Below are 20,614 nucleotides of genomic sequence, written 5' to 3' on the forward strand. Positions count from 1 at the left end.
AGCCACTTCTTGAAAGCGGCCATTGACAGCGACCACACCGAAGCGCCCGCCCGCTGATGGCAACCGCCTCAATAATAGCAAGGACCGGGACCTTATCGCTAACATGTTGGCACCTGCCGGCACCACCTCTGCACGTCACATATCTCACGTGGGAGGGGACCCTTGCCTGAGTTGCGGTGAGAGCCGGATTGAGGGCCCCGGCCTCGGCGCGCCAATTTCAGTTCAAGCGCTCGCCGGGTGTTCGTGCAATTGCTCAGACGTCGGCAAGGTAAACTGGAATATGGCGCCGGTAGGTGCATTCGTCTCGGCCCACAACCGCGCGCCCTGGGCGTCGATGATTGAGCGGCAGATGGATAGCCCCATGCCCGTTCCGTTGGGCTTCGTGGTTTAGAAGGCCTCGAAAACACGCTCCAAATGCGTGGGTTCAATACCCGGCCCGGAATCACGCACTGCCACGAGGACATCTGGCGGAGGCGGAGGCGGACGGTCTAAAACAGTCGGTTGTACCACGCGAGCCATTGCATGGAGACGGTCGTTAAAAACATCGTCATCCCGTCCCCTGTGTTAACCGCGATGCCATGTTGTGGGACGGTGTCGAAGCACTCTATCGCAAGGGAAACGACCGACGCGGATGCCGGTGAGACGACATTTCCCGCGTCGGTCACTGCGGCATTGTATTTAGGGGGTAATGCCGCCTGCCGAATCTAGCACATACGCGCGCTCGTGCTATGTCGGCGTCTTTCTCTGCGGTGCGACATAGCGCGTCACCAACCTGACGGTCGAAACGTCCACTGTCACCGGCGGTGACAGGTTCAGCGTCACGGTCTTCTCATCGACACGAAGGACATCGCCGGTCAGTTCAATCAACTGCCCTTTCTTCAGTGTCGATGTGCGGTCCACAATTGAGTGTGGGAAGCCGGTAGGAGGGGATCGAGACGCTTAACCCGATCTTGGGTGATACGCCGTCGAACCCTCGCGGTGATCGCGACCTCATCGCCAACTTTGATGCCCTTACCCATGCATGGAGTCTGGGGCGAGCGAGAGCTTAGTCAAGCTGTTGCTAATATAAAGCTCGATCGGTCGTTCATCTCCCATATGCTTCGACTAACGCTGCTGGCACCGGATCTAGTGGAAGGCATTCTCGACGGGCGCCAGCCTCCGACGATGCAGTTGCAGCCCCTTTTGCGAGGGTTTCCCGTTGAGTGGGACCTGCAAAGACAATTGGCGTACTCAGCCAGTTCATGACCGCTTTGCGCCGCATGCCGGCCGTAGAGCCCGGCTTCGCAGCTCCCTGAAAGCGGGCCTGCCGTCGATTAGGGCTGGAGGTCGTGGTAGCACCAAAAACGGACGACCAGCCGTTCTCCAGCCGAAGCAGCTATCGCCTATGCCTAGGGATCGCCAACTTGGATTTAGATCGAGCAGGTGCTTTACCACAGGCATCTCCCACTGTGCGGTCTTTGAGATCTCGGTGCGTTGCAACTCGCGATCGATGCGCTAGCCTGGCAGAGCTATTCCGGCAGCCCAGCCTTTCGCAAACCTTCTGAAAACAGAGCCATATCGGCCGCACGCCTGATTGAAACGACCTCAGTGAGATTGGAAATTCGTTCGCTAGGATCGAGGGCGAGAATTCGGCTCACCACCTTTTGCGCATCATCCGTCCGGCCAGCGAGAGCATAGCTTGCAGCGGCGAAGCGCAACGACGCCAAAAAGTCCGGCTTTTCCCGTAGCGACCTTTCCGCCCAAGATGATGCCTCCTCAAATCGACCAGCCAAGAGATGAGCCATTGCAACCGCATTCAGCATATCGAACATGAACGGATCGACTGGACTCATGCGTATCGCGGTAGCCAAGCGCTGGAGGGCGGCTTCCGTATCACCTAGGTCCGCTCTGACCCAGCCGCTGAATAGCCACGCAGTAGCCAGGTTCGGATTGAGCGCAAGCGCGCGATCAATAAACGCTGCCCCGCTATTGTAGTCGCCAACGACAAACGCGAGCGCTTCCCCGCCGAGTGAGAGCGCAACCGCGTCATCCCTGCCCAAATCCACTGCCTTCAGAGCCAGGCGTTCTGTTTCGACGGTTTCCTGCTCACGATCGGCCATCCAGCCGTTCGCCTTGCGTATGACGGCACAGAACGCGGCCATGCCGTATGCCGAGGCGAATTCAGGGTCGAGCTCGATGGCTTTGTAAAACAACTGAAGGGCGTTTGCAGTAGATTCCCTGGTCAACTGGTGGAGGCTTGCTATCCCGCGCAGATAGTAGTCGTAGGCGTCAAGGTGCTCGGTCGGCTTGCGCTTGGCTCGCTCGATCTCTGCCTGTTCCAGCTTCGGAGCGATCGCTCCGACGACGCTCCGGGTCACTTCCTCCTGCAGGTCAAAAACGTCCTCCAGCCCGCCGTCGAAACGGTCGGCCCATAGATGTGCTCCCGTTGTCGCGTCGATAAGCTGCCCGGTGATGCGAACCCTGTTCGCCGCCTTGCGCACGCTTCCTTCAAGGACGTAGCGCACACCAAGCTCGCGTCCAACCTGCTTGATGTCCACTGCACGTCCCTTGTAGGTAAAGCTCGAGTTGCGCGCGATGACGAACAGCCAGCGCGTCCGGGACAGCGCGGTGATGATCTCCTCGACCATGCCGTCAGCGAAGTAGCCCTGCTCGGGGTCGCCACTCATGTTGTCAAATGGCAAGACCGCGATGGACGGTTTTTCGGGAAGCGTCAGCGTATCCCTTGGGGAGAATACCGAAGCGGTTTTCGCTCGACTGACCCGATAGGCGCGCACCGACTCCACGATGTTGTGGACCTGATGGCTACCGAGGTCGGTGTAGGCATAGTCTAGTTTGCCCTTGACCTGCTCGTAAACGTTGCTCGCCACGCAGACACCGCCAGGTTCTGCAAGCTTCTCGAGCCGCGCGGCGATGTTCACGCCATCACCGTAAATCGTATCGTCCTGTGCAATCACATCGCCCAAATTCACGCCCATGCGGAAAGTCATGCGCCTGCCCTCGGGCAAACTTGCATTGTGAGCGGCCAGTCCCTCCTGGGCTTCGACCGCACACTGCACCGCGTGGACCGCGCTGGCGAATTCGACAAGAAGGCTGTCGCCAGCGGAACCGACGATGCGTCCGTGCAACTCTGTGATCTTGGGCTCGATCACTTCGGCGCGAAGCCTCTTCAGATGCGCAAGCGTGCCAATCTCGTCGGCTCCCATGAGGCGGCTGTAGCCGACGACGTCGGCAGCAAGGATTGCGGTGAGGCGTCGCTCCATAGCTGGTGTCCTGCCTGTTCCGTAGGTCGAAGCTCCGGGCGGTAAGCGTATTCCAGTCCTACCTCCAATGCGAGCGTGCAGTGCCGGCGCCTGCAGCGATGAACTCACCACATTCCTTGGGCGTTCCGCACATGGGGGTCGTTATGGTCCAATCGCGGGTGCTGCCGAAGGGCTACTTTGGGGTTAGCTCACGACATCAGACCTTGGAGGTTGAACGTCCGCTATCGTTTTTTCCTGAACAAAAGTGGACCTACCTATCCCGGCCCCAAAGTGGCTAATCCCTATCCTAAGATTCTAGCCGGTTGTCGTCGGTGAGGAATCTAGTTCGAAAACGTGCCTTTGGCTGACCGCGCAAAACTGCAAACACCCCGCCCTTCCGCAGCGCATCTCGTTGAAAATGCTCAGATTCAAGGCTTGGGGTTAAAACAGCGCACTCCCCAGGTATGGAGAATAAAACGCGAAAGGTGGGGCAACGTGAGTGAGACCCGCAACCTCGCGGCGATCCTGGCCGACGTCGTCGGATACAGCCGGCTGGCTGGGTCGAACGAAGATTCGATTGGCTGATCGCCGCCGATGATCTTGGACACGGTCTTACGTTATGGACGGAGTGAAGGGCAGCTTTTGCGCCTCTCTTCGGTCGGTTCGTACGCCTTCGATCGACAATTACGATTGGCGGTCTCCGGATAGACTACTCGGGGACATCTCCGTCATACGCGGGCAAGTCGCCAATTTCATCTATCCAGGTCTGCGCCGAGCCGCGCCAGCATTGAGCCCGCGGGATGAGGTCGGCGCGCTGACGCAGTGAGCCAACCCGCAGTCCGAAGAAGCCGTCCTTGCCATCCTCCGGTCTCGAATAGACCGAAGTTCCGCATTCCGGGCAGAACGCTAAGACGCGACGGTTTCCGCTCGCGGCAGTTTTCACGTATGTCTTTGGTTCGCCCGAGAGAAAATTGAACATTCGATCGACCACCGGCACTGTCACACGGAACGCCGAGCCGGAGAGAGTTTGGCAATCCGTGCAATGGCAGATCTCGACTAAGTTGGCATGCACCTCAGCCTCATAGGTGAGGTAGCCACACAGACAACGACCATCGACCTTCATTGTCACTCCGCTATCTGCAGGCGCTGCCGGCGATCCTAGACAGCGTCCATCCGGTAATCTGAGCCTGCCGCAGTGGGTAGGCATTGGCAAGTTCCGGGCCGTCGGCGGTTGCACTGGTTACTACCAAGGCCGCGCGTTTAACGGCGAATTTCCATCACCAAGATCGCTGCAATGACGACCGCGATGCCGATGCCTTGAAGGAGCGAGACACTCTCGCCTAGCACAGCTATGGCGAAAAGGACGCCAAGCACCGGCTCCAGGTTGCTGATCATTGCGGCCCGCGACGCGCCGACGTAGGCCATACCTGAAATAAACGCGAGCGTTCCTATCGTGGAGGCGATGGCGACGCCTACAAAGCCAGTCCAAGCGAGCATCGTCGTGGGCAAGGCCAGGGTGCCAAAGAGCGCAAAGATCACCGTGAGCGTGGCTGCCGCCGACAACATCATGTAGAAGCCGATCGAGATCGCCTTTGCTTCTGCGGTGGCGCGCGAGCCGCAAACAACGATGATCGCGGTCACGGCCATTGCCAACACGGCGAGGGCCAGCCCAATGCCGCTCAACCTTTCGAAGGATAGGCCGATCGCTAGGTAAAGCCCCACCAGCGCGGCGACGAGCGCGCCGATGGATATGATGGTCAGTTTCTCCTGACCGAGCACCACAACGATGAACCCGACAAGCACGGGATGAATGAAGTAGATCAGGATCACAAGGCTGACCGGCAGATAGTTCACTGCCCCGAGATAGCCGTAGAGCATGACGGCATAGGCCACGCCCATTCCCAAGGCGATCCGCATCGGCCGGCGCGGAATTGCCAAAGGCTGGCGCGACACCAGCAGCAGCATGAACGTGATCAAGACTGAAAAGATGCTTCGACCGGTGATAACGCTAAGCGTATTGCTACCGCCCTCATAGGCGAGCTTGGCGAGGCTTGGAACAATGGCGATCGCGATTGTGGAGAGGACGACCAGCCCGACGCCGAGCGCCCTTTTTCTGACGTCGATCCCAACTATGCCAGCATCGGCCATCAACCGACCGCCGCCCTCGAAGCCGCTATCTTATAGCAGGAGCTTCTGCCATGCCATACGCATGGACGTTCGCGATCTCGACGACGAATACTTGGCGCTCATAAACGCGAGACGCCGCTTCAAATTGAGGAATATTCCGTGAAAGAAACCACTCTTTCTTCTGCACTCGACGCGAAATCACCGGCAGGGGCCGATATCCGTTTCATCATGGACGGCGCTACTGGGAATATGATCCACAGCACCGTGCCACCCCGTCAGACCAATAGAGCAACGATTCACGCCACGGTCAGCGAGTTCTGGTATGTGTTGGAGGGAGTGGGAGAAATCTGGCGAAGAGACGAGATAGAAGAGCGTGTGACGGCGCTCGTGCCCGGAGTGTCTGTCGACATACCAGTTGGCACCGCCTTTCAATACAGAAACGTTGGTGACATCCCTTTCAAGTTCATCTGCATCTCAATGCCTCCATGGCCGGGAGATCACGAGGCGTCGCATCTGGTTGGTGCGTGGGAGCCTTCCATCTGACTTGATATGCGGGTGTGACTGCGGCCTCCGGGCGATTGTCCTTGCGCTGCCCTCAGACACCGTCGGCGCTAACGTCATTGGCACCTGGATAGTGCGAGCGCATTGCATCGCAGATTTTATGAACATCAACGCAAGGCCGGCGTCCGCCATCACGGCCTTTTGGGCCACGACGCTGATCGGCGCGTGGCCAGTGGAATCGGCAGCTCGGCGCTGATCAGGCCAAAGCATGCTCCATGTTGGGCAACGAACCCAGCAGACAAGGCGGCAAGCAGATCGGATCCTCCGACGATAGGCAGCGCCATAGTGGAGCTCGGAACCGTCAGCGCGACGCGTCGCGAGAGTCCCCTTGTCGCCAGAGCTTCGTCGACTAGTCCCTTGCGATCGCCGGTGGCTACCAGCAAATGGTTCATTGCACAGTATCGCTCGGGACGACAGCGTCCAGCGACAAGCCAGGTGCTCCCGCCCTGAAGCGGTCAAGGCCGCAACTGCGCTTTCGCAGCTTCTTTTCGGGCTGGAGACTGTTTCCAGCTTGATTTTCTACCATGATGCCGCTCCGATGATGGCCGCGCGATCAGGCGCGTCTATGGGGCAAGGACTTGGCGCTACAGATTGGCAGCGCGGTTCTCGACATTGAGCGGGGCACTCTCCGGCGCAACGGCGAGATCGTGCCGATACGACCCAAGACCTTGGAGTTGTTGACCTACCTCGCACGAAATCCCGGTCGGGTACTTAGCAAGGAAGAATTGCTAGAAGCGGTCTGGCGGGGGATCATCGTCTCCGAGGATTCCCTCACCCAGTCGATCCGCGACGCCCGCAAATCCATTGGCGATGAAGCACAGGCCCTGATTAGAACGGTGCCTCGCCGCGGCTATCTGTTTCAAGCGCCGGAGACTGGGTTCACTCCGACGCCATTCGCGGATGCTTTGCGAGCGGAGCCGATGGTGGCCGTGCTGCCGTTTCGGGTCGATGCCGCCGACACCGTTGGTAAGGCGCTGTTCGACGGGGCAGTCGAAGAGATCACGAACGCACTCTCCTGCTTCAAGACCGTCGCAGTGTTGGCGCGCTATTCGGCCTTCGCGCTGGCGCAAAATTCTGGCGCAGAGCTTCGCGCCACCGCCCGAAGTCTAGGGGTCGATTATATCGCCGAGGGGTACGTCGAGAGCGGGGGCGCCGACTATGCAGCCCGCATAGAGCTATCCGAGACGACATCCGGCCGGCGCGCCTGGGGGCAGGGCTTCAGCTTCGCCAAGGGTGAAATCTTTGCGTTCCAGACGTTGGTGGCGCAAAGGATCGTCACCGCACTGGTCGCCAACATAGAAAATGCTGTCATGCGTCGGGGATCGGTGGCGCCGCCATCCGCCAACGTCGATGCTTATCTCCACTTCCTTCGTGGGAAGGAACTGCTCCGCAGCTATGGAGAGGGTGTCAACGAAGCGGCACGGGACCATTTCCTCAAAGCAATCGAACTCGATCCAACTGCAGGGCTCGCCCACGCTTATCTCGCACTTGCTGATGTGATCATCGGTGGCTACGGCGATTCGCCACGCGCAGTACTTGATCAAGCGCGCGACCGAGCGTTGCATGCTATCGCCCTTAGCCCCGACGAAGCGCGCTGCCACCGCATGTTGGCGCTTACGCTGCTTTATCGCGGGCAGGACGAATACGACTCCGTCGAGGAGCATTTCACTCGAGCGCTAGACCTCAATCCCTACGACGCTGATACGCTTGCCCAGACAGGCTATCTTCGGGCACTGCGCGGGGATGCCAAGGCCGGACTGGAGCTGCTCGACAAGGCAGTTCAGCTCAACCCGATTCATCCGACCTGGTATTATCATGACCGCGGCGAGGCCTTGCTGATCGCGGGGCGCTATCGTGACGCTGCCGCCTCTTTCACTCGCCTTCCTCGCAAGAGCGCCTGGCAATGGGCTCGGCTTGCGGTGTGCTACGCCGCTACGGGCGATAGCGACAAAGCGCTCGCTTGCGTTCAACAAGGCCATGCGCTGGTGCCCGATCTTACGATCGAGCAGATCGTCAATGAGTGCCGGATGGAGCGGGCCGAAGACCGCGAGCAACTGCGTCAGGGTCTGTTGGTTGCCGGCTGGGACACAGGCATTTAAGCGCTCGGGGCGGGACCCGCCTACGATTTTTCGGGTCGACTGTGTATTTCCGCCTGGTCGCCCGAAGGCATTGCAGAGGCGTCCATCCACATCGCGCCTACGGCATGGCCATCCGGATCGGCGAGGTCTCGGGTATACATGAATCCATGATCTTCGACCGGATTGATGTCGGCTGCGCCGCCGTTTGCCGCAGCCGCGGCGGCCATCGCATCGACGGTTTCGCGACTCCCCAGGGACAACGCCAGCATCACCTCGCTGGACGTTGATGGCGGGATCGGAGGGGTGGTCATCGTTTGCCACGTGTCACGGCTGAGCAGCATGAAATTGATTTCATCGCTCCATACCATCCCGGCAGTTGTCTCGCCGGTAAATTGGGGATTGTTCTTGAACCCGAGAGATTCATAGAAAGCCTTAGATGCCTTCACGTCGGTCACTGGGAGGCTCACGAAAATCTTCTTGGTCATGGATCATTCCTTTGGTTCTCGAGATGTCAGTCGAGCGAGTGGCGCTTGCTTGAAGACGGATGACCGCCTGCAAATCCGACATGGCATCTTTTTTTTTGATCGCCCCAGGAAGCGGCTATGCCGAGGCTCAGCCTAAAGCCGGGGCCGCAAGAGCGCGCCAAGACCATCGGCGACAACCTGCCCCACAATGGGTCATTTGCTGCTGGCACCGCAATTGCATGGCCAGCAATGCCGGGTGTTGGGACCGGCACTTGGGGCGCAGGGGGGCCTCGCCGCTCCGGGAATGGGGCGGCGAGGTTTTTCAATTCCAGGCTGAAGGCCGCGTGTCTCCATCTCCCTGGCAGTGAAGGAAGCAACGGGAGGAGCCGAGTTGAATTTTCCTCGCTAGAATGATGATCGGACAAGTTCATCATACAGCTTGAGAGGCCAAGTCCGTTCCGCTGATTGGAGCATGTCCTGCTCTTGCGCAGCCTTTATGAATGCATGGAAGGCGACCTCGGGTTTGCTCTCCCCCTCTCTAGCAGCAGCAAGCAGGCGTTCGGCCTCTTTGAATGTCGGCATTTTCTTATTTTCCCATGCGCCGCCAAGGGCCTTCTCTGCGTCGCTGATCGAGCAAACCAGCATTATCCGCCCATCTGAAAATCGGATTTTGATTGGATGAAATGCAGTCATCGGCTGGGGGCTGTCCTTCTCCGCGAACAAGGAAAAACGCGAGCAAACCGAGATGGTTGCAGCCTGTCGGTGGAGCGGCGCGGATCGTCGCCATTAACGGGGTGAGCCCCAGCACGGGGAACCACTGCGGAACAAAAATTCGCGCGTCTCGTTGGGGATTGTATATTTGACAAACCCAAGGGGCTAAGCGCATACCGGGAGTTGTAGTTGCAGCGGTCGATTTCCCTAGGGGATGTAGCCGCTCCCACCGAAAAGCCCCGCTGCTTGTCCCTCTCGCAGCGGGCTTTTTTCATAATGCGGGCGTTAGGATTGTTGGCTAGATCAGCAGCCAATCCGAAATGTGAGTTGGGAGGTCGCTTGCGTTCTCGATGCCAGCAAGGCCACCATCAGGAAGGTTAACGGTTGCGTGGGGCGCGAAATGCTCGGCCGGCCCGGTTGGATGATCGGCAGCCGCAGCGGGGAACAGCGTACTGATATCGAACGAGGAGGGTGGGGCATGGTCCTGCGCTTGGATCGGCAGGTGATCGAGCGCTGGAAAGATTGCAGGCTTACCGGACATGGTTATCCTCCATCGAGCGCCCCCACGCCGGTCAAAATTACGGGCATATTAGCAATCGCGCAATTGAGACCAAAGGCCCCAAGGATTGCCAGACCTTGGGCTTCTACCCAGTCGTAGGCCGATAACACGCGGAAGTGTTTCCTTAGCCCGGTTTGTGCCGTGTTTGCCTGTGAAAACGGGGATGGCCGGTGCAGTTGGGATTGCGGGTGCGCACTGCACCGGCCACTGCGGGATTGGTATAAGTCCCCCGCTGCTTAAGCTATCGGCACATTAGAACTTTCTCAATTACGACTGAGGGCCCAAGTCCTGCGGGGCCTAATGATGGTTAACCATCCCTGCTTTCAATAGGTCGTTACTTCTTCGGTGTCTGAGGTGGCACTAGTGTGACGTAAGGTGTCCTCGGCTCCTTGCCGGGCTCCCGGTAAAACGGGGCCAACTCGCCGGGTGGTCCGAGTGATTTGATGTAGAGATAAATGGAACGCAAGTCGCTGTCGCTCATGGCCTGGACTTGGTACCAGGGCATCGGCGGCAAATTGACCTTGTTCTTGAGGTGGTCGACCCATTTGTCCTCGTTAAAGCCCATCGCCGAGTCCCTGAGGTTTGCTGCATAGGTGGTCCCCCATGGACCCTGCCAGCCAATGGAAGAGCCTTTCAAAGCTTTCTCCGGATCGATTTTCCCATCGGCTTTGCTTCACGGTATCCTTCCGTGTGGCAGAAATGGCAGCCGCCGATGATCGAAATATACAAACCGCGTTCGACGGAAGCCTCCTCGGCCGCCAGTAGGGTGGATGGCACGATGCACAGAGCAACGGCCGCACAAAGGTCGATTGTTCGCATATTCGCTGGCTCGCCATGACTGATTGCCACCCATCATACGCGAATTATCAGAGGCGCCTAATATATGCGAACGGCGCGGGACAAGAAGTCGCCTTCCTCGTTGAAAATGCCGGCCGGATGTCTTTGTGCCCCAATCGCGTTTCCGGCCGGCCTTGATGATAGGCCCGCTGCTTGCCCTGGCAGCGGGCCATCACGCTTCGCAGGATCGACGAAAACGCGCGCTGTCGTGGCTCACGCGCCGCTCCTGGCAACGCTTGCGCCGTCATATCAGATAAGCCTAATGTATTTGATGATCTGGCCATTGAGGGGGTGCGTCGGCGCATCTAGGTTGGGCGCTAGCATCGCCGCAGCTTGCGCTTTCGGAATGCCGGTGGCATCGGCACATGACTGGTATGAAAAACAGTGCTGCCACGACGTGCATTGCGAGCCGATGGCCATGGCGCGGTTCGCGAAATGTCAATTCGCTTCCAACCGTGACCCCCTTTTCGCGTCCAATCGCGACCCCTCTGGGTGCCCAGGTTTGGGCTTATCCGGGTAGTGCATAGGAGGGACCCGCGCCCGGAGCGCAGCGCCCTCGGCGTTGCGCGGAGCGGAGGGCGTGGGAGGTTCCTGTGCACCCACGCGGGTAAGCCCGGGAGGGGGTCCGGCGGGCCATTCGGTTAACGTGGGGAATCAAACGGCCGCCAGTTATACTGGCGGCCGTCCCTTTTTTGGATCGTCGCCCCCAGCCCGATCACCAAGTCACGAAATGACGCTTTGGCCGGACCGTCTAGGTACGAGCAGAGATCTGAGATTGGATGGTGCATAGTGAATAACCGTAGCCATCAACCGCGTCTCGGAAGTCTGCGGCTTATTCAACGACGGCGAAAAGCGACCATTCACCAGGCACCCCCTTTAACGAGTACATGCCTTGGTCAATGAACCCGATCCCCGAGCCGACAACCAGGTCTTTGACCGTATTGGACACCAGGATACTGCCCGGCGACACATTGCTGCAGATGCGTGACGCAACATGCACCGCGAGCCCACTCAGATCGGTCTCGCGCCGCTCGCATTCACCGGTATGCAGTCCAGCGCGTATGGTGAGGCCGAGACGCGACAGTTCCTGTATGATTGCCCGCGCGCACTGGATAGCCCGGGTTGGCCCGGTGAAAGCCAAAACGAAGCCATCGCCCGTGCGGTTGACTTCCTGGCCACCGAAGTTCTTCAGCTCTCGTCGCACGACACCGTCATGCGCTTGCAGAGCCTCCTTCCATTTGAGGTCTCCGATTGCCGCGAGCTTTTCGGTCGATCCAACAATATCGGTCACGAGCACGGTCAGGAGGACCCGCTCGGAGGGCGGACTATTTCGGGTTCCAGTCAGGAACTCCTGCACTTCACCTACCAGTCGTTCCTGGTCACCCCACCACGGTAAGTGATCGTCGCCGGGAAGCACGACCAACTTAGCGCCTGGAATATGATCGGCAAGATATTGGGCTTCGGGGACAGAATGCCAGCGGTCTCCGCTGCGATGCAGCACTAGAGTAGGCACCTGAACACTCGGCAAAACACCGCGGATATCGACTTCAAAACTCAGATCGTTGAGCGCTCGAACTGCACCCGGACTTGCGGAATAGCGAAGATAGGCGCCGAACCATGAGCGCGCCGCCTCATCCTTTGCCATGCTCGGCGCAGCCTGGTCGAGCTCAAAAGGCTCACCCCAATTCTCTTCCATGAGCGTGTTCCACGCGTCACGATCCTCTAGCGTTGTGCCCCACGGATAGTCAGGCGCCCAGCTTTGCCTAGCATAGCTCCCGCAGAGAATAAGCGCGGCTGTACGTTCGGGATGAGTTGCGGCGAACATTGCCGCCATGTAGCCCCCCTCGGACACGCCAAGGAGGGCTGCCCGTTCCGACCCGGCAGCATCCATGACCGCCCGGATATCATCCACTCGCTCTTCGAGCGTCGCGGGCCCGACATCTCGATCGGATAGACCCATGCCCCGACGATCGAACCTGACCAAGCGCGAGAAATTGGCGAGACGCCTGAAGAACCGCGCATAGTCGGGACTTTCCCATGCATACTCCAAATGGGAGACCCAACCTTGCGCATAGACAAGATCGATTGGCCCGTCACCAAGGACCTGATAGGCGATCGATAGATTGCCGCACTTCGCGTACTGGGTGCGTGGAGCCATGGCGGTTCGAATCCCGGAAACGAAGCCAATCTCAACCGTGGACTGGAGATATGCGATCAAGCACCGTTGAGCCTGCTTCGGACGCCACAATCAGGCCACCAATGGTAGCACGTGGCCAAGTTCCTAACCTTAGCAATCTGCATGCGGTTCATGCGTGCGTGAATTGAGGGCCAAAGGTTCCTGTTCTTGCGCTACTCTGATGGTCCGTTTGGTCGATTGCGGTCGAACGCTTGCCAGCTGGTGACGACGTCGTACTTCAGTTTTTTGTGGCGCTGCCGATAACCCGCCAATCTCAGCGGAGACCCAGAGATCCTTGCCGCCCGGCGTGGTGGAACGCAGAAATGTTGGCATGCCGGGTCGCCCTGATTTCTTTTCTGGAATCGACCTAGAAAATCTGCCCGTCTACCAGCCTACAAGGTCCCGGTAGATGAACAGATCTCGCGGCAAGGAGCAGTTAACTCCCCACATTAGCATGCGCTGGGCGGGCGCCTCGAAGTCGTCGGCCGCCAGCGGGTGGGGCGCAAGGCGAACCGCAAGGCGACGCTGCGACGCGCCGCTGACCACTACTGATCGAGTGAAAAATTTGTCCAGACGGCCCGATGCCTCACGGTGGGGGGCCTTCGTTTTGCAGACTGCGGCCGTCGCTTAATGGTTATGGGACTGCTGGAAGCCGGCCACGTCGTACTGAGAGACGCCCTTCGTGCGGCTGCTCGCCCGCGTAGTGTGTTCCCGCATTGCCATCGGGGTTGAAGGCCGAGCCCGGAGCTGCACGCGGTTTGTCACCGTGGCGAAATAGAGGTGACGAGCGGCCCAGCAGTCTGTTGGGGTATTGTTCGAACTGACCGCCGGGCCTGAGCGGCTTGGGGCTTCTCCGCCGAGTGACATTTGCCGCCCGGCCGAGGCGCGCGCGGACGCTCTCCGGGCGTAAAGAAGCGGCCGGCCAGAACGCGCGAAGGGTGAAGCCTGCTATATGCCCACAAAGAAAAAGCCCGGCGCGGGGGGGCTCCGGGCTTTTCTTTGTGGGAGAGTGTCGCTCCATACTCAAAACCGCCTGGGCGACACCGTCAGCATATATTAGACTTTGTGAATAATTCGTTGCCGAGAAGGTCCTCTCGGCGTTTGCGGTCCCCGCGCAGCCAGCGGCCGACGGCACTGGCAAGCATCAGGCCGGCGATTGCGGCTCTGGCGAGTGCGCCAGTCGATGGTCGTCGCTTCGCGTTGCTAGTCAGGGTCGCCTCCCGACATGGAGCCCCCGTGGGACCCCGCCGCCGTAGCTGTCGGAGCCCCTGTTTCCGAGCTCATGGCCAAGCTGCGTACACCGCCCGATTCTAAGTTCCGCCCTGCACCCAATCGAGCGCATGATACGCACTATTTACTTCGTCCAACCCGGCGCCTAGTTCGGCGATCCCTCGCACGCCTCCAATCGGATTGGCGAGCAATCACATAAGCGAATGGGCGGCCAGCGTCGTCTTGTAGTAGTTGACTAAAGCCCAAAGTGCTTGGCGCAGATTGCCTCCTCGAATGCAATAGAGCCAGCGCCACCTTCGCGCGTACGCACAAGCGAAAGGTTGGTCGTTGCCCTTTTTAAAGAATGAACCTCGTTCCTTTACATCGCCGGATGCCTGCCACCGCGGTCTGGCGAGCCGGGAGCGCGCGTAGCGTACATCGTGCCGAGGGCCACCGCGCCGCCTAAAAGACCATCGGCACGACCAGACCGCCGGGTGTTTTATGTCAGTGTCGCCAAGTGGACCGGCTACAGCGTCACAACTCGCAACTTGGCTGCTTCATAGTCGAATGAAACGCGGTTCCGCCCACGTTGTTTCGCTTCAAAAAGGCATCGTCCTGCGGTGCGAAGGACATCCTGAGTATCTGCATCATGAGAGATTTCCGCACCACCGATGCTGACCGTCACCTTCACACCGTCTTGTTGTGCTTTCATCGCAGGAATCCGCTCGATATGACGACGGATGTTCTCCGCAATGGTACTTGCCTGCTCCTTGCGGATGTGGCGCAACAAGACCCCAAACTCTTCTCCACCAAGGCGCCCAATCAAGTCCCCTGGGCGCGTGGCGTAGACAAGCGCCTTTGCTATCCGAACCAGAGTCTCGTCACCCTTAGAGTGTCCGTGCTTATCGTTGATTGAAGAGAAGTGATCGGGATCGATCAGGAGGAGTGTGTCGCATTCCCCTTCATCGCGGCTTCTGTCCATCCTTGCCATGAATTCACCGCGGCTAAGCAGTCCCGTCATCGGGTCATGACTGGTGACGAAGGTGAGCCTGTCATGCGTCTGTGTCAGGGCTGCATGTGACTTCTCCAACTTGTCACATGTTTCCCGAATCATTTCCGCCTGAGTGAAGATGTAGGCACTCACCGGCATCCCGATGAGGATGGGTATAAAGGTACATTCCACCCAGCTCAGCCAGTCGATAGGCATCTGCAGCGCAAGCCTGGCCGTAAACGACAAACCGAAGGTCCCGACGACTGCAATTATCGTCACGACCATTGATTTTCCCAGAATACGCTTGGTGCGCGGCGTCATATTGTCCCTTCAGAGACTGGCGATAGTTCTTTAGACACCGTCGCTGAACAAGCTCTTACGAAGTCCATTAAGATTATTTTGGACTTGAACGGCAGGAAGCGAAAGTGCCGCCGATCACGGCCGACACAGCGAGCAAGGTGCCGACAGAGCGGCGCATTTTGGCAACGGTTAAAATTCGAGTTTTTCGAATCTGCCGGCGTTAGTTTTCAGATGCTATTCCATGCTGCATGGATGGTGAGCAGTGAATATGCGTGGCCCAGGTTGGATCAGAGATATGCGGCAGGCTGAAGCTGAGCAGATGCGGGAGCGAATCGCTCGGCTTGAATGCGAACTTATCAATGCGGCCGCGTCGAAAGGCAAATCCAAGTTGCAAGACATCGGTCACGAGCTTCAATCGCAGAAGGCGCGGCTAGCACGCCTCGAACAATGCCTAGCGTGGATGCCGAAGCGGCACTGATGTCGCGCCCCATTGGCCCCGGCCCATGTTTCGGCAGACGCTTGCGAAGAGAGGCTCTGCGCTGGCCCCCCGCAAAATTGTCGCTACTACTTTCGACGGGCGGCGGGCGAGGAGTTTTTTGAGAGGCCAACCCCTCCATCCGCCGCTTGGAACGTCGTGCAGATGGCGCGCCCTGTACGGGCGCGCACTTACGAGGGCGTAGTTTAGTTGCGCGATCGTCGGTCGACCCAAGCCCCATGAGCAACCAAGCCAAAGGCCTTAGCTGTCCGGCCGCGTAATAGCCAGTCGGAGCGCTGTCCGGTTTGTAAGCCCGACTTTCCGTCACCAAGGTTGATGCCGATACGAAACTCGACTTGCGGCCGACCGGTTTGATTTCGCTCGTGCATCGTTCGCTGGATTGCCACGGCGCACTCGACGGCTGCGATAACACTGCCGAATTCGACCAGCATGCCATCACCCATCTTCTTAACGATGCGGCCATGACTCCGGGCAACGGCCGGATTGAACGTCTCGTCCCAAATCCGCTGCAACGCGGAATGAGTTCCCGCCTCGTCTGCCTCCATCATTCTTGAGTAGCCAACAACGTCCGTAGCCAAGATGGCGGCGAGTCTACGATTGATTTGCTGCTGCATCAGGCGCACCCCCCGCCGCGGCACGCTGAGTGACCATCGGCACTTCTTGAAATTATACCGTAAACACGGCGGGCGCGGAGCAAATCTATGCAGTCTTGAAAATCGATCGGATCTCAAGCCGCCCGTTGACTTTGGGAAGGTGGTTTGGCCACGGACGAGGTCGTAGGGCGAACGCGATAGAAGTACCCCTTTCCGGGCGCAAATAGCCACCGAGCGGCCAAACGGCGACTCGTGGCGCGCGCAAGGTTGACCATTCTAGGATAGACTCTTTTGTGCGCGAACTCTTCGACCGCTCTCGCGATGCCGGCAGGCGTTCTCAGGTCGAGTGCACGTGGTAGGTCTACGCGCAACGCAACTCATGGGGCGCAGAGCTGACCTTCGTGCGGGCAGACTTCGACGTCGGCAGTTGGCGCAAACCACTACCTTCAGCGTGGTCGCTGGCAATGTCTGCTTTCAGGCAGTGGCGAGGCGAACTTGAACGGCCGATATTTGCCGCTACTAGACATTTTGCATGCCGAAGCGGCACACCTTCAGATACCGTCGCCGCGAACAACGGCGGTAAGGTAGCCGTTTCAGGGCGCTTCCACCCCGATGACGTAACGCTGCAGCACCGGCCCGACATTGGCAATGATGTCTTTTGGGTCATGGCCACGACCGGCGGTGTAGTCGCAGCAGACAGCGGCACGTTGCCAATCCCAGCAACTGGCTGGCGACGAGCCCGGCGGGTCAACCGGCGCCGCAGGGTTGCCAAACGCCGCAACGACCGGTCTGAACTGATCGGCGAATAACGCGCACCTTCTCGGCGGCGAATTCGTTCAACGCCGCTGAGCTCACGATGATGACCATGCCGGTGGCGGTGGGCGAGCCCTCCCATGTCCTGAGAAAACGTCTAATGATCGCGTCACCGATGGAAGCCCGGTCGGTCACCCGCGGCCGCGGCCGACGTTGGGCGACGAGGCGTAGGCTTTTTGCGCTCGCCCTCGGTGAACCGTAATTGATCCCGCTTGAAACCGGCTAACGTGACAGCTGGCGCCCCAGTGCGTGCGACAGCTCCTACAATGGCAGTTCCCCACCCATAGGGCTCGTAGCGCACCGCACCGCGCACGCACCCGACAGAATACGCCCTGCCAGGTTCTTGCATGATCACCTCCTCCGTGCACAGCGCACGGTGCCAGCCCTTCGAGAGACCTCATACGGCTTGAGGCCAGATGTTCTGGTTGAGCCGGAACAGGTTCGCCGGATCGTACTTGTTCTTGAGCGCGGCGAGTCGGGCATATTTTTCCGGGCCATAGGCAGCCGCGACCCGGTCAGGGCCCTCGTCCGCGGCAGCGCCGAGATAGTTCACATAAACGCCACCCGAAGAATAGGGCGCCATCGCATCCCAAAGACCGCGAACCCACTGCGGCGCTTGCTGGCGCCAGATGCCATATATCATGCTGGAGCATAAGGTTCCGGATTCGTCATAAAGTTCGACAGACCTGGAGCGGCCCGCTGCCATCTGCTTTATCGGAAAGTGCCAAAACATACATTTTCTTCGGCTCCAGTCCTATAACGGATGCCTCCAGAATCTAGGTCAGACCCTGACCGAACAGAGATACGCTGGTCTGGGCCTTCTTTTCCTCGTCACCCTTCGTTTCGAGCCTCAGGTGAGCTGCAATACCAGCCGTGCCGAGCGGCTGCAGGTTCTGCAAACCGTCGCCTTCTGGAACCGCGTTCGAAACGTAGTTGACCGCCTGCGCAGCCTGGCCGATCGGGATTGTTGCAATCAGCTTGTTGGTCAGCGTATCGATCGCGGCCATCGCATCTGCATTTTCAAGGCCTACATAGACGCGTGTACCGTCGCCCGGCGGCCAGATGCCGTGGGGCAGATTGCCGACCGGGATCGTTACGAGCTGCTCGAAATCGTCGGTCCGAAAGACTTTGACCTCGTTCGAACCGCCGACCGTTACATAGGCGAAGCTGCCGTTCTTATTGGTCACAAGATTGACGTGGTCTGTGATTGGCCCCGTATCGATCGTCTTAATCAGATCGAAAGGCGCCTGGGCGTTGAAGACCTGCGTCTTGCCGACATCCTTCAGGGTGAACCAGACCTGCTTGCCGCCGCCTCATCAAGCGGGCAATCGCTCCAAGGTCGGCGCCGGCCTCACGTGGCGCAGGGTCGTCGAACCCTGCACCGACAAGCAACGACCTACTGGAAATTGAAATACAGTGCCGGCGGGTACTGCGACCCGTCAGTGGCCGGCACATTTGCCTGCGCCGCGGGCTTGACCCCGCCTGTGGCCATGTTGTCCAGCGGCGGCTTGGCCTGCTCGGCCTTGGCGGCAACGTCCTGCGCCACCGGGACTTTCTTCTTGGCCTCCGCCGCCTGCGACAGGGCAAGCACGACGAACAGCCCTGACATAACGAATTTCCTGACGGTTTTCCTCTCCTGGCTCTGTGGCCTCATGGCTTGAAACCAGACTTGTCGAGCACGGCGACCTGATTGCCGTCGATGTAGAAGCGGATCGCGTGCGCCTCGGTGTCGATGTCTATGCGCGTCGGTTGCGCGGCCAGCGCCGCCGGGGCGGTCCTGGCATATTTCGAGGGAAAATCCCCGGCCGGCGCGTAGCGGAAGAGTAACGCCAATGCGATGCATCCGGCGGTAAAGACAATGAAGGTCAGTCTGGAAGAGGTGGTCGAGGTCATCTAGTCGTTCCTTCAGGTTGAAATGGCATCTACGGTTCGGTTGCTCCAGAAATCGAAGCATGACATTTGGCGTAACAAAGCTCTGTTCAAGGACCTTATGCCATATGACCACAGCTAGAAGGCGGCAGCGGCCGGCGGGCGCGAAACAGTTATGGTACTTTCGGCGCGCATACGCGCGACCCGCGCACTAACGCCCAACAAGAATTCCGCACAACAGATTTCAAATGTCGGGTTTTCTTTACTAGCGAATTCGTTATTGCCGCACCAAAGAACCGCTTCTTTTATAGCCGCCGACATCAGATAGCCTTGGATGTCGCACCACATTAACTAGTATAATTTCGTAAGCCAGATGACACGGTCAGGTCGCTGCATTGTTCGACGGCAATCGTCGATACATTTGCAGGAAAAAAGACCGAGAGATACTAAGCCTATATTCGATATGTAGCGCATGTTTACTCCTTTCAATTGATGAATAATCTGAAGAATGTTGAGTAAATAAATTAACCCATCCTTCGTTGTCTTTAAATAATCAATGCCGCTTGAAGATACTTCTTCGACAGGACTAATTATCTCGATGACGGTGGTGACGTCTTGTGCTATGTTTTGTTCAGCCTGCTGCAAAAATTGCAGCGGTGATGCCGGAGGCTGCCGATGCGTTACCTGAGGTCCGCTCACTATATCAATGTGGTGGCCAAGACCGGCTCGATCCGCGCCGCCGCGGAACTGCTCGCCATAACCTCGACGGCGCTCAACCGGCGTATATTGGCGATGGAGGCCGAACTCGGCGTTGCGATTTTCGAGCGACTGCCTCACGGCGTGCGATTGTCCAGCGCCGGCGAACTTCTAGTGCAGCACATGCGCAACCAGTTATCCGATATGGAGCACCTGAAATCGCAGATTGCAGACCTTGCTGGCGCCCGGCGCGGCCATGTGGCGATCGCCTGCAGCCAGGCGCTATTGCCCTACCATCTGCCGATGCAGATCTCACTCTACCGCAAGGAACATCCGAATGTGACCTTCGGAGTGCACCTGCGCGACCGGGAGGAGGCCGAGCGTGCCTTGGTCGATCACACGGCCGACATCGCCATCGTCTACGAGCCAACCCGGCTGGCTGCTTTCATGACGCTGATGCGGGTGCACCAGCCGGTGCATGCGGTTATGCGGCCCGATCATCCGCTGGCTTCTCACGAGACGGTGCGCTTGCGCGCTTGCCTCGACTATCCAATCGCGCTTCCCACATCAAGTTACGGCGTGCGCTACCTGCTCGACATCGGGGCGCAATCGTCATCGCTGCAGCTGGAGCCGGTGATTCAATCGGACAGCTTCGAATTCCTGCGCAACCACGCTATCTCGGAGGATATCATCAGCTTCCATTTCCCAATTGGCCTGTCCCACCAGACGATGACCGGTGACATGATCTCCCGACCGCTCGACCCGCGCGACGTGCCCGCTGGCATGCTCTATGTCGGCCAACTCAAGGGCCGCACCCTACCGGTGGCCGCTGCCCGTTTCGCCGACCAGCTTTCTGACTCGCTGGCGCAGCAGTATGACGTGTCGTGATGGCGCC

At 58.9% G+C, this 20,614-nt stretch carries 17 protein-coding genes and 2 pseudogenes; 3 read left to right on the forward strand and 16 right to left on the reverse strand.

Features of this window, described 5'->3' with window-relative positions:
- Positions 1 to 222: 222 nt before the first annotated feature.
- The 5 genes and pseudogenes from JG743_RS34655 to JG743_RS14890 form a co-directional block, all read right to left on the reverse strand.
- Positions 223 to 372 (reverse strand): annotated as a pseudogene (locus tag JG743_RS34655) (ATP-binding protein); the annotation flags it as partial.
- A 354-nt stretch (positions 373 to 726) separates the two neighbouring features.
- Positions 727 to 867, reverse strand: a complete 141-nt coding sequence (locus JG743_RS34170; RefSeq protein WP_244673144.1) for a hypothetical protein — start codon at positions 865 to 867, stop codon at positions 727 to 729.
- A 641-nt stretch (positions 868 to 1,508) separates the two neighbouring features.
- Complete coding sequence (locus JG743_RS14880; protein WP_202301709.1) at positions 1,509 to 3,260, reverse strand: adenylate/guanylate cyclase domain-containing protein; 1,752 nt, start codon at positions 3,258 to 3,260, stop codon at positions 1,509 to 1,511.
- A gap of 688 nt (positions 3,261 to 3,948) precedes the next feature.
- The gene (locus tag JG743_RS14885) at positions 3,949 to 4,362 is read right to left on the reverse strand and encodes a GFA family protein (RefSeq protein ID WP_202301711.1); all 414 of its coding nucleotides are present in this window, start codon (positions 4,360 to 4,362) and stop codon (positions 3,949 to 3,951) included.
- A gap of 137 nt (positions 4,363 to 4,499) precedes the next feature.
- The gene (locus JG743_RS14890) at positions 4,500 to 5,387 is read right to left on the reverse strand and encodes a DMT family transporter (protein ID WP_202301713.1); all 888 of its coding nucleotides are present in this window, start codon (positions 5,385 to 5,387) and stop codon (positions 4,500 to 4,502) included.
- 138 nt (positions 5,388 to 5,525) lie between these two features.
- On the opposite strand from JG743_RS14890, the gene JG743_RS14895 reads away from it, so the two are divergent.
- Both JG743_RS14895 and JG743_RS14900 read left to right on the forward strand, forming a co-directional pair.
- The gene (locus tag JG743_RS14895) at positions 5,526 to 5,909 is read left to right on the forward strand and encodes a cupin domain-containing protein (RefSeq protein ID WP_202301715.1); all 384 of its coding nucleotides are present in this window, start codon (positions 5,526 to 5,528) and stop codon (positions 5,907 to 5,909) included.
- 596 nt (positions 5,910 to 6,505) lie between these two features.
- Positions 6,506 to 8,026, forward strand: coding sequence for a winged helix-turn-helix domain-containing tetratricopeptide repeat protein (locus JG743_RS14900; protein ID WP_202301725.1), 1,521 nt, complete (start codon positions 6,506 to 6,508; stop codon positions 8,024 to 8,026).
- A 20-nt stretch (positions 8,027 to 8,046) separates the two neighbouring features.
- On the opposite strand, the gene JG743_RS14905 is transcribed toward JG743_RS14900, so the two are convergent.
- The 11 genes and pseudogenes from JG743_RS14905 to JG743_RS14955 all read right to left on the reverse strand — a co-directional run bounded on the left by JG743_RS14905 (position 8,047) and on the right by JG743_RS14955 (position 19,047).
- Positions 8,047 to 8,490, reverse strand: coding sequence for a VOC family protein (locus tag JG743_RS14905; RefSeq protein ID WP_202301727.1), 444 nt, complete (start codon positions 8,488 to 8,490; stop codon positions 8,047 to 8,049).
- A gap of 384 nt (positions 8,491 to 8,874) precedes the next feature.
- Positions 8,875 to 9,162, reverse strand: a complete 288-nt coding sequence (locus JG743_RS14910) for a DUF982 domain-containing protein (RefSeq protein WP_202301736.1) — start codon at positions 9,160 to 9,162, stop codon at positions 8,875 to 8,877.
- Between the two features lie 316 nt (positions 9,163 to 9,478).
- Positions 9,479 to 9,721: a hypothetical protein gene (locus JG743_RS14915; RefSeq protein ID WP_202301738.1), complete on the reverse strand. Its 243-nt coding sequence runs from the start codon at positions 9,719 to 9,721 to the stop codon at positions 9,479 to 9,481.
- A 352-nt stretch (positions 9,722 to 10,073) separates the two neighbouring features.
- Positions 10,074 to 10,376 carry a hypothetical protein gene (locus tag JG743_RS14920; protein ID WP_202301740.1) on the reverse strand — a complete coding sequence of 101 codons (303 nt, stop codon included), beginning with the start codon at positions 10,374 to 10,376 and terminating at the stop codon, positions 10,074 to 10,076.
- Between the two features lie 1,032 nt (positions 10,377 to 11,408).
- The gene (locus JG743_RS14925; protein ID WP_244673145.1) at positions 11,409 to 12,794 is read right to left on the reverse strand and encodes an adenylate/guanylate cyclase domain-containing protein; all 1,386 of its coding nucleotides are present in this window, start codon (positions 12,792 to 12,794) and stop codon (positions 11,409 to 11,411) included.
- Between the two features lie 1,693 nt (positions 12,795 to 14,487).
- The gene (locus tag JG743_RS14930; protein ID WP_202301742.1) at positions 14,488 to 15,273 is read right to left on the reverse strand and encodes a GGDEF domain-containing protein; all 786 of its coding nucleotides are present in this window, start codon (positions 15,271 to 15,273) and stop codon (positions 14,488 to 14,490) included.
- Between the two features lie 660 nt (positions 15,274 to 15,933).
- Positions 15,934 to 16,362, reverse strand: a complete 429-nt coding sequence (locus tag JG743_RS14935; protein WP_244673146.1) for an adenylate/guanylate cyclase domain-containing protein — start codon at positions 16,360 to 16,362, stop codon at positions 15,934 to 15,936.
- A 1,189-nt stretch (positions 16,363 to 17,551) separates the two neighbouring features.
- The gene (locus JG743_RS14940) at positions 17,552 to 17,797 is read right to left on the reverse strand and encodes a BBE domain-containing protein (RefSeq protein ID WP_202301754.1); all 246 of its coding nucleotides are present in this window, start codon (positions 17,795 to 17,797) and stop codon (positions 17,552 to 17,554) included.
- A 17-nt stretch (positions 17,798 to 17,814) separates the two neighbouring features.
- A pseudogene (locus JG743_RS14945) lies at positions 17,815 to 18,461 on the reverse strand (YncE family protein); the annotation flags it as partial.
- An 89-nt stretch (positions 18,462 to 18,550) separates the two neighbouring features.
- Positions 18,551 to 18,763: a hypothetical protein gene (locus tag JG743_RS14950; protein WP_244673148.1), complete on the reverse strand. Its 213-nt coding sequence runs from the start codon at positions 18,761 to 18,763 to the stop codon at positions 18,551 to 18,553.
- Between the two features lie 41 nt (positions 18,764 to 18,804).
- Complete coding sequence (locus JG743_RS14955) at positions 18,805 to 19,047, reverse strand: hypothetical protein (protein ID WP_202301758.1); 243 nt, start codon at positions 19,045 to 19,047, stop codon at positions 18,805 to 18,807.
- 651 nt (positions 19,048 to 19,698) lie between these two features.
- Here JG743_RS14955 and JG743_RS14960 point away from each other — a divergent pair.
- Entirely contained in the window at positions 19,699 to 20,607 is a 909-nt protein-coding gene (locus JG743_RS14960) for a LysR family transcriptional regulator (protein ID WP_202301760.1), read from the forward strand.
- Positions 20,608 to 20,614: the final 7 nt, after the last annotated feature.

The organism is Mesorhizobium sp. 131-2-1 (genome assembly GCF_016756535.1).
Taxonomy (GTDB): Bacteria; Pseudomonadota; Alphaproteobacteria; order Rhizobiales; family Rhizobiaceae; genus Mesorhizobium.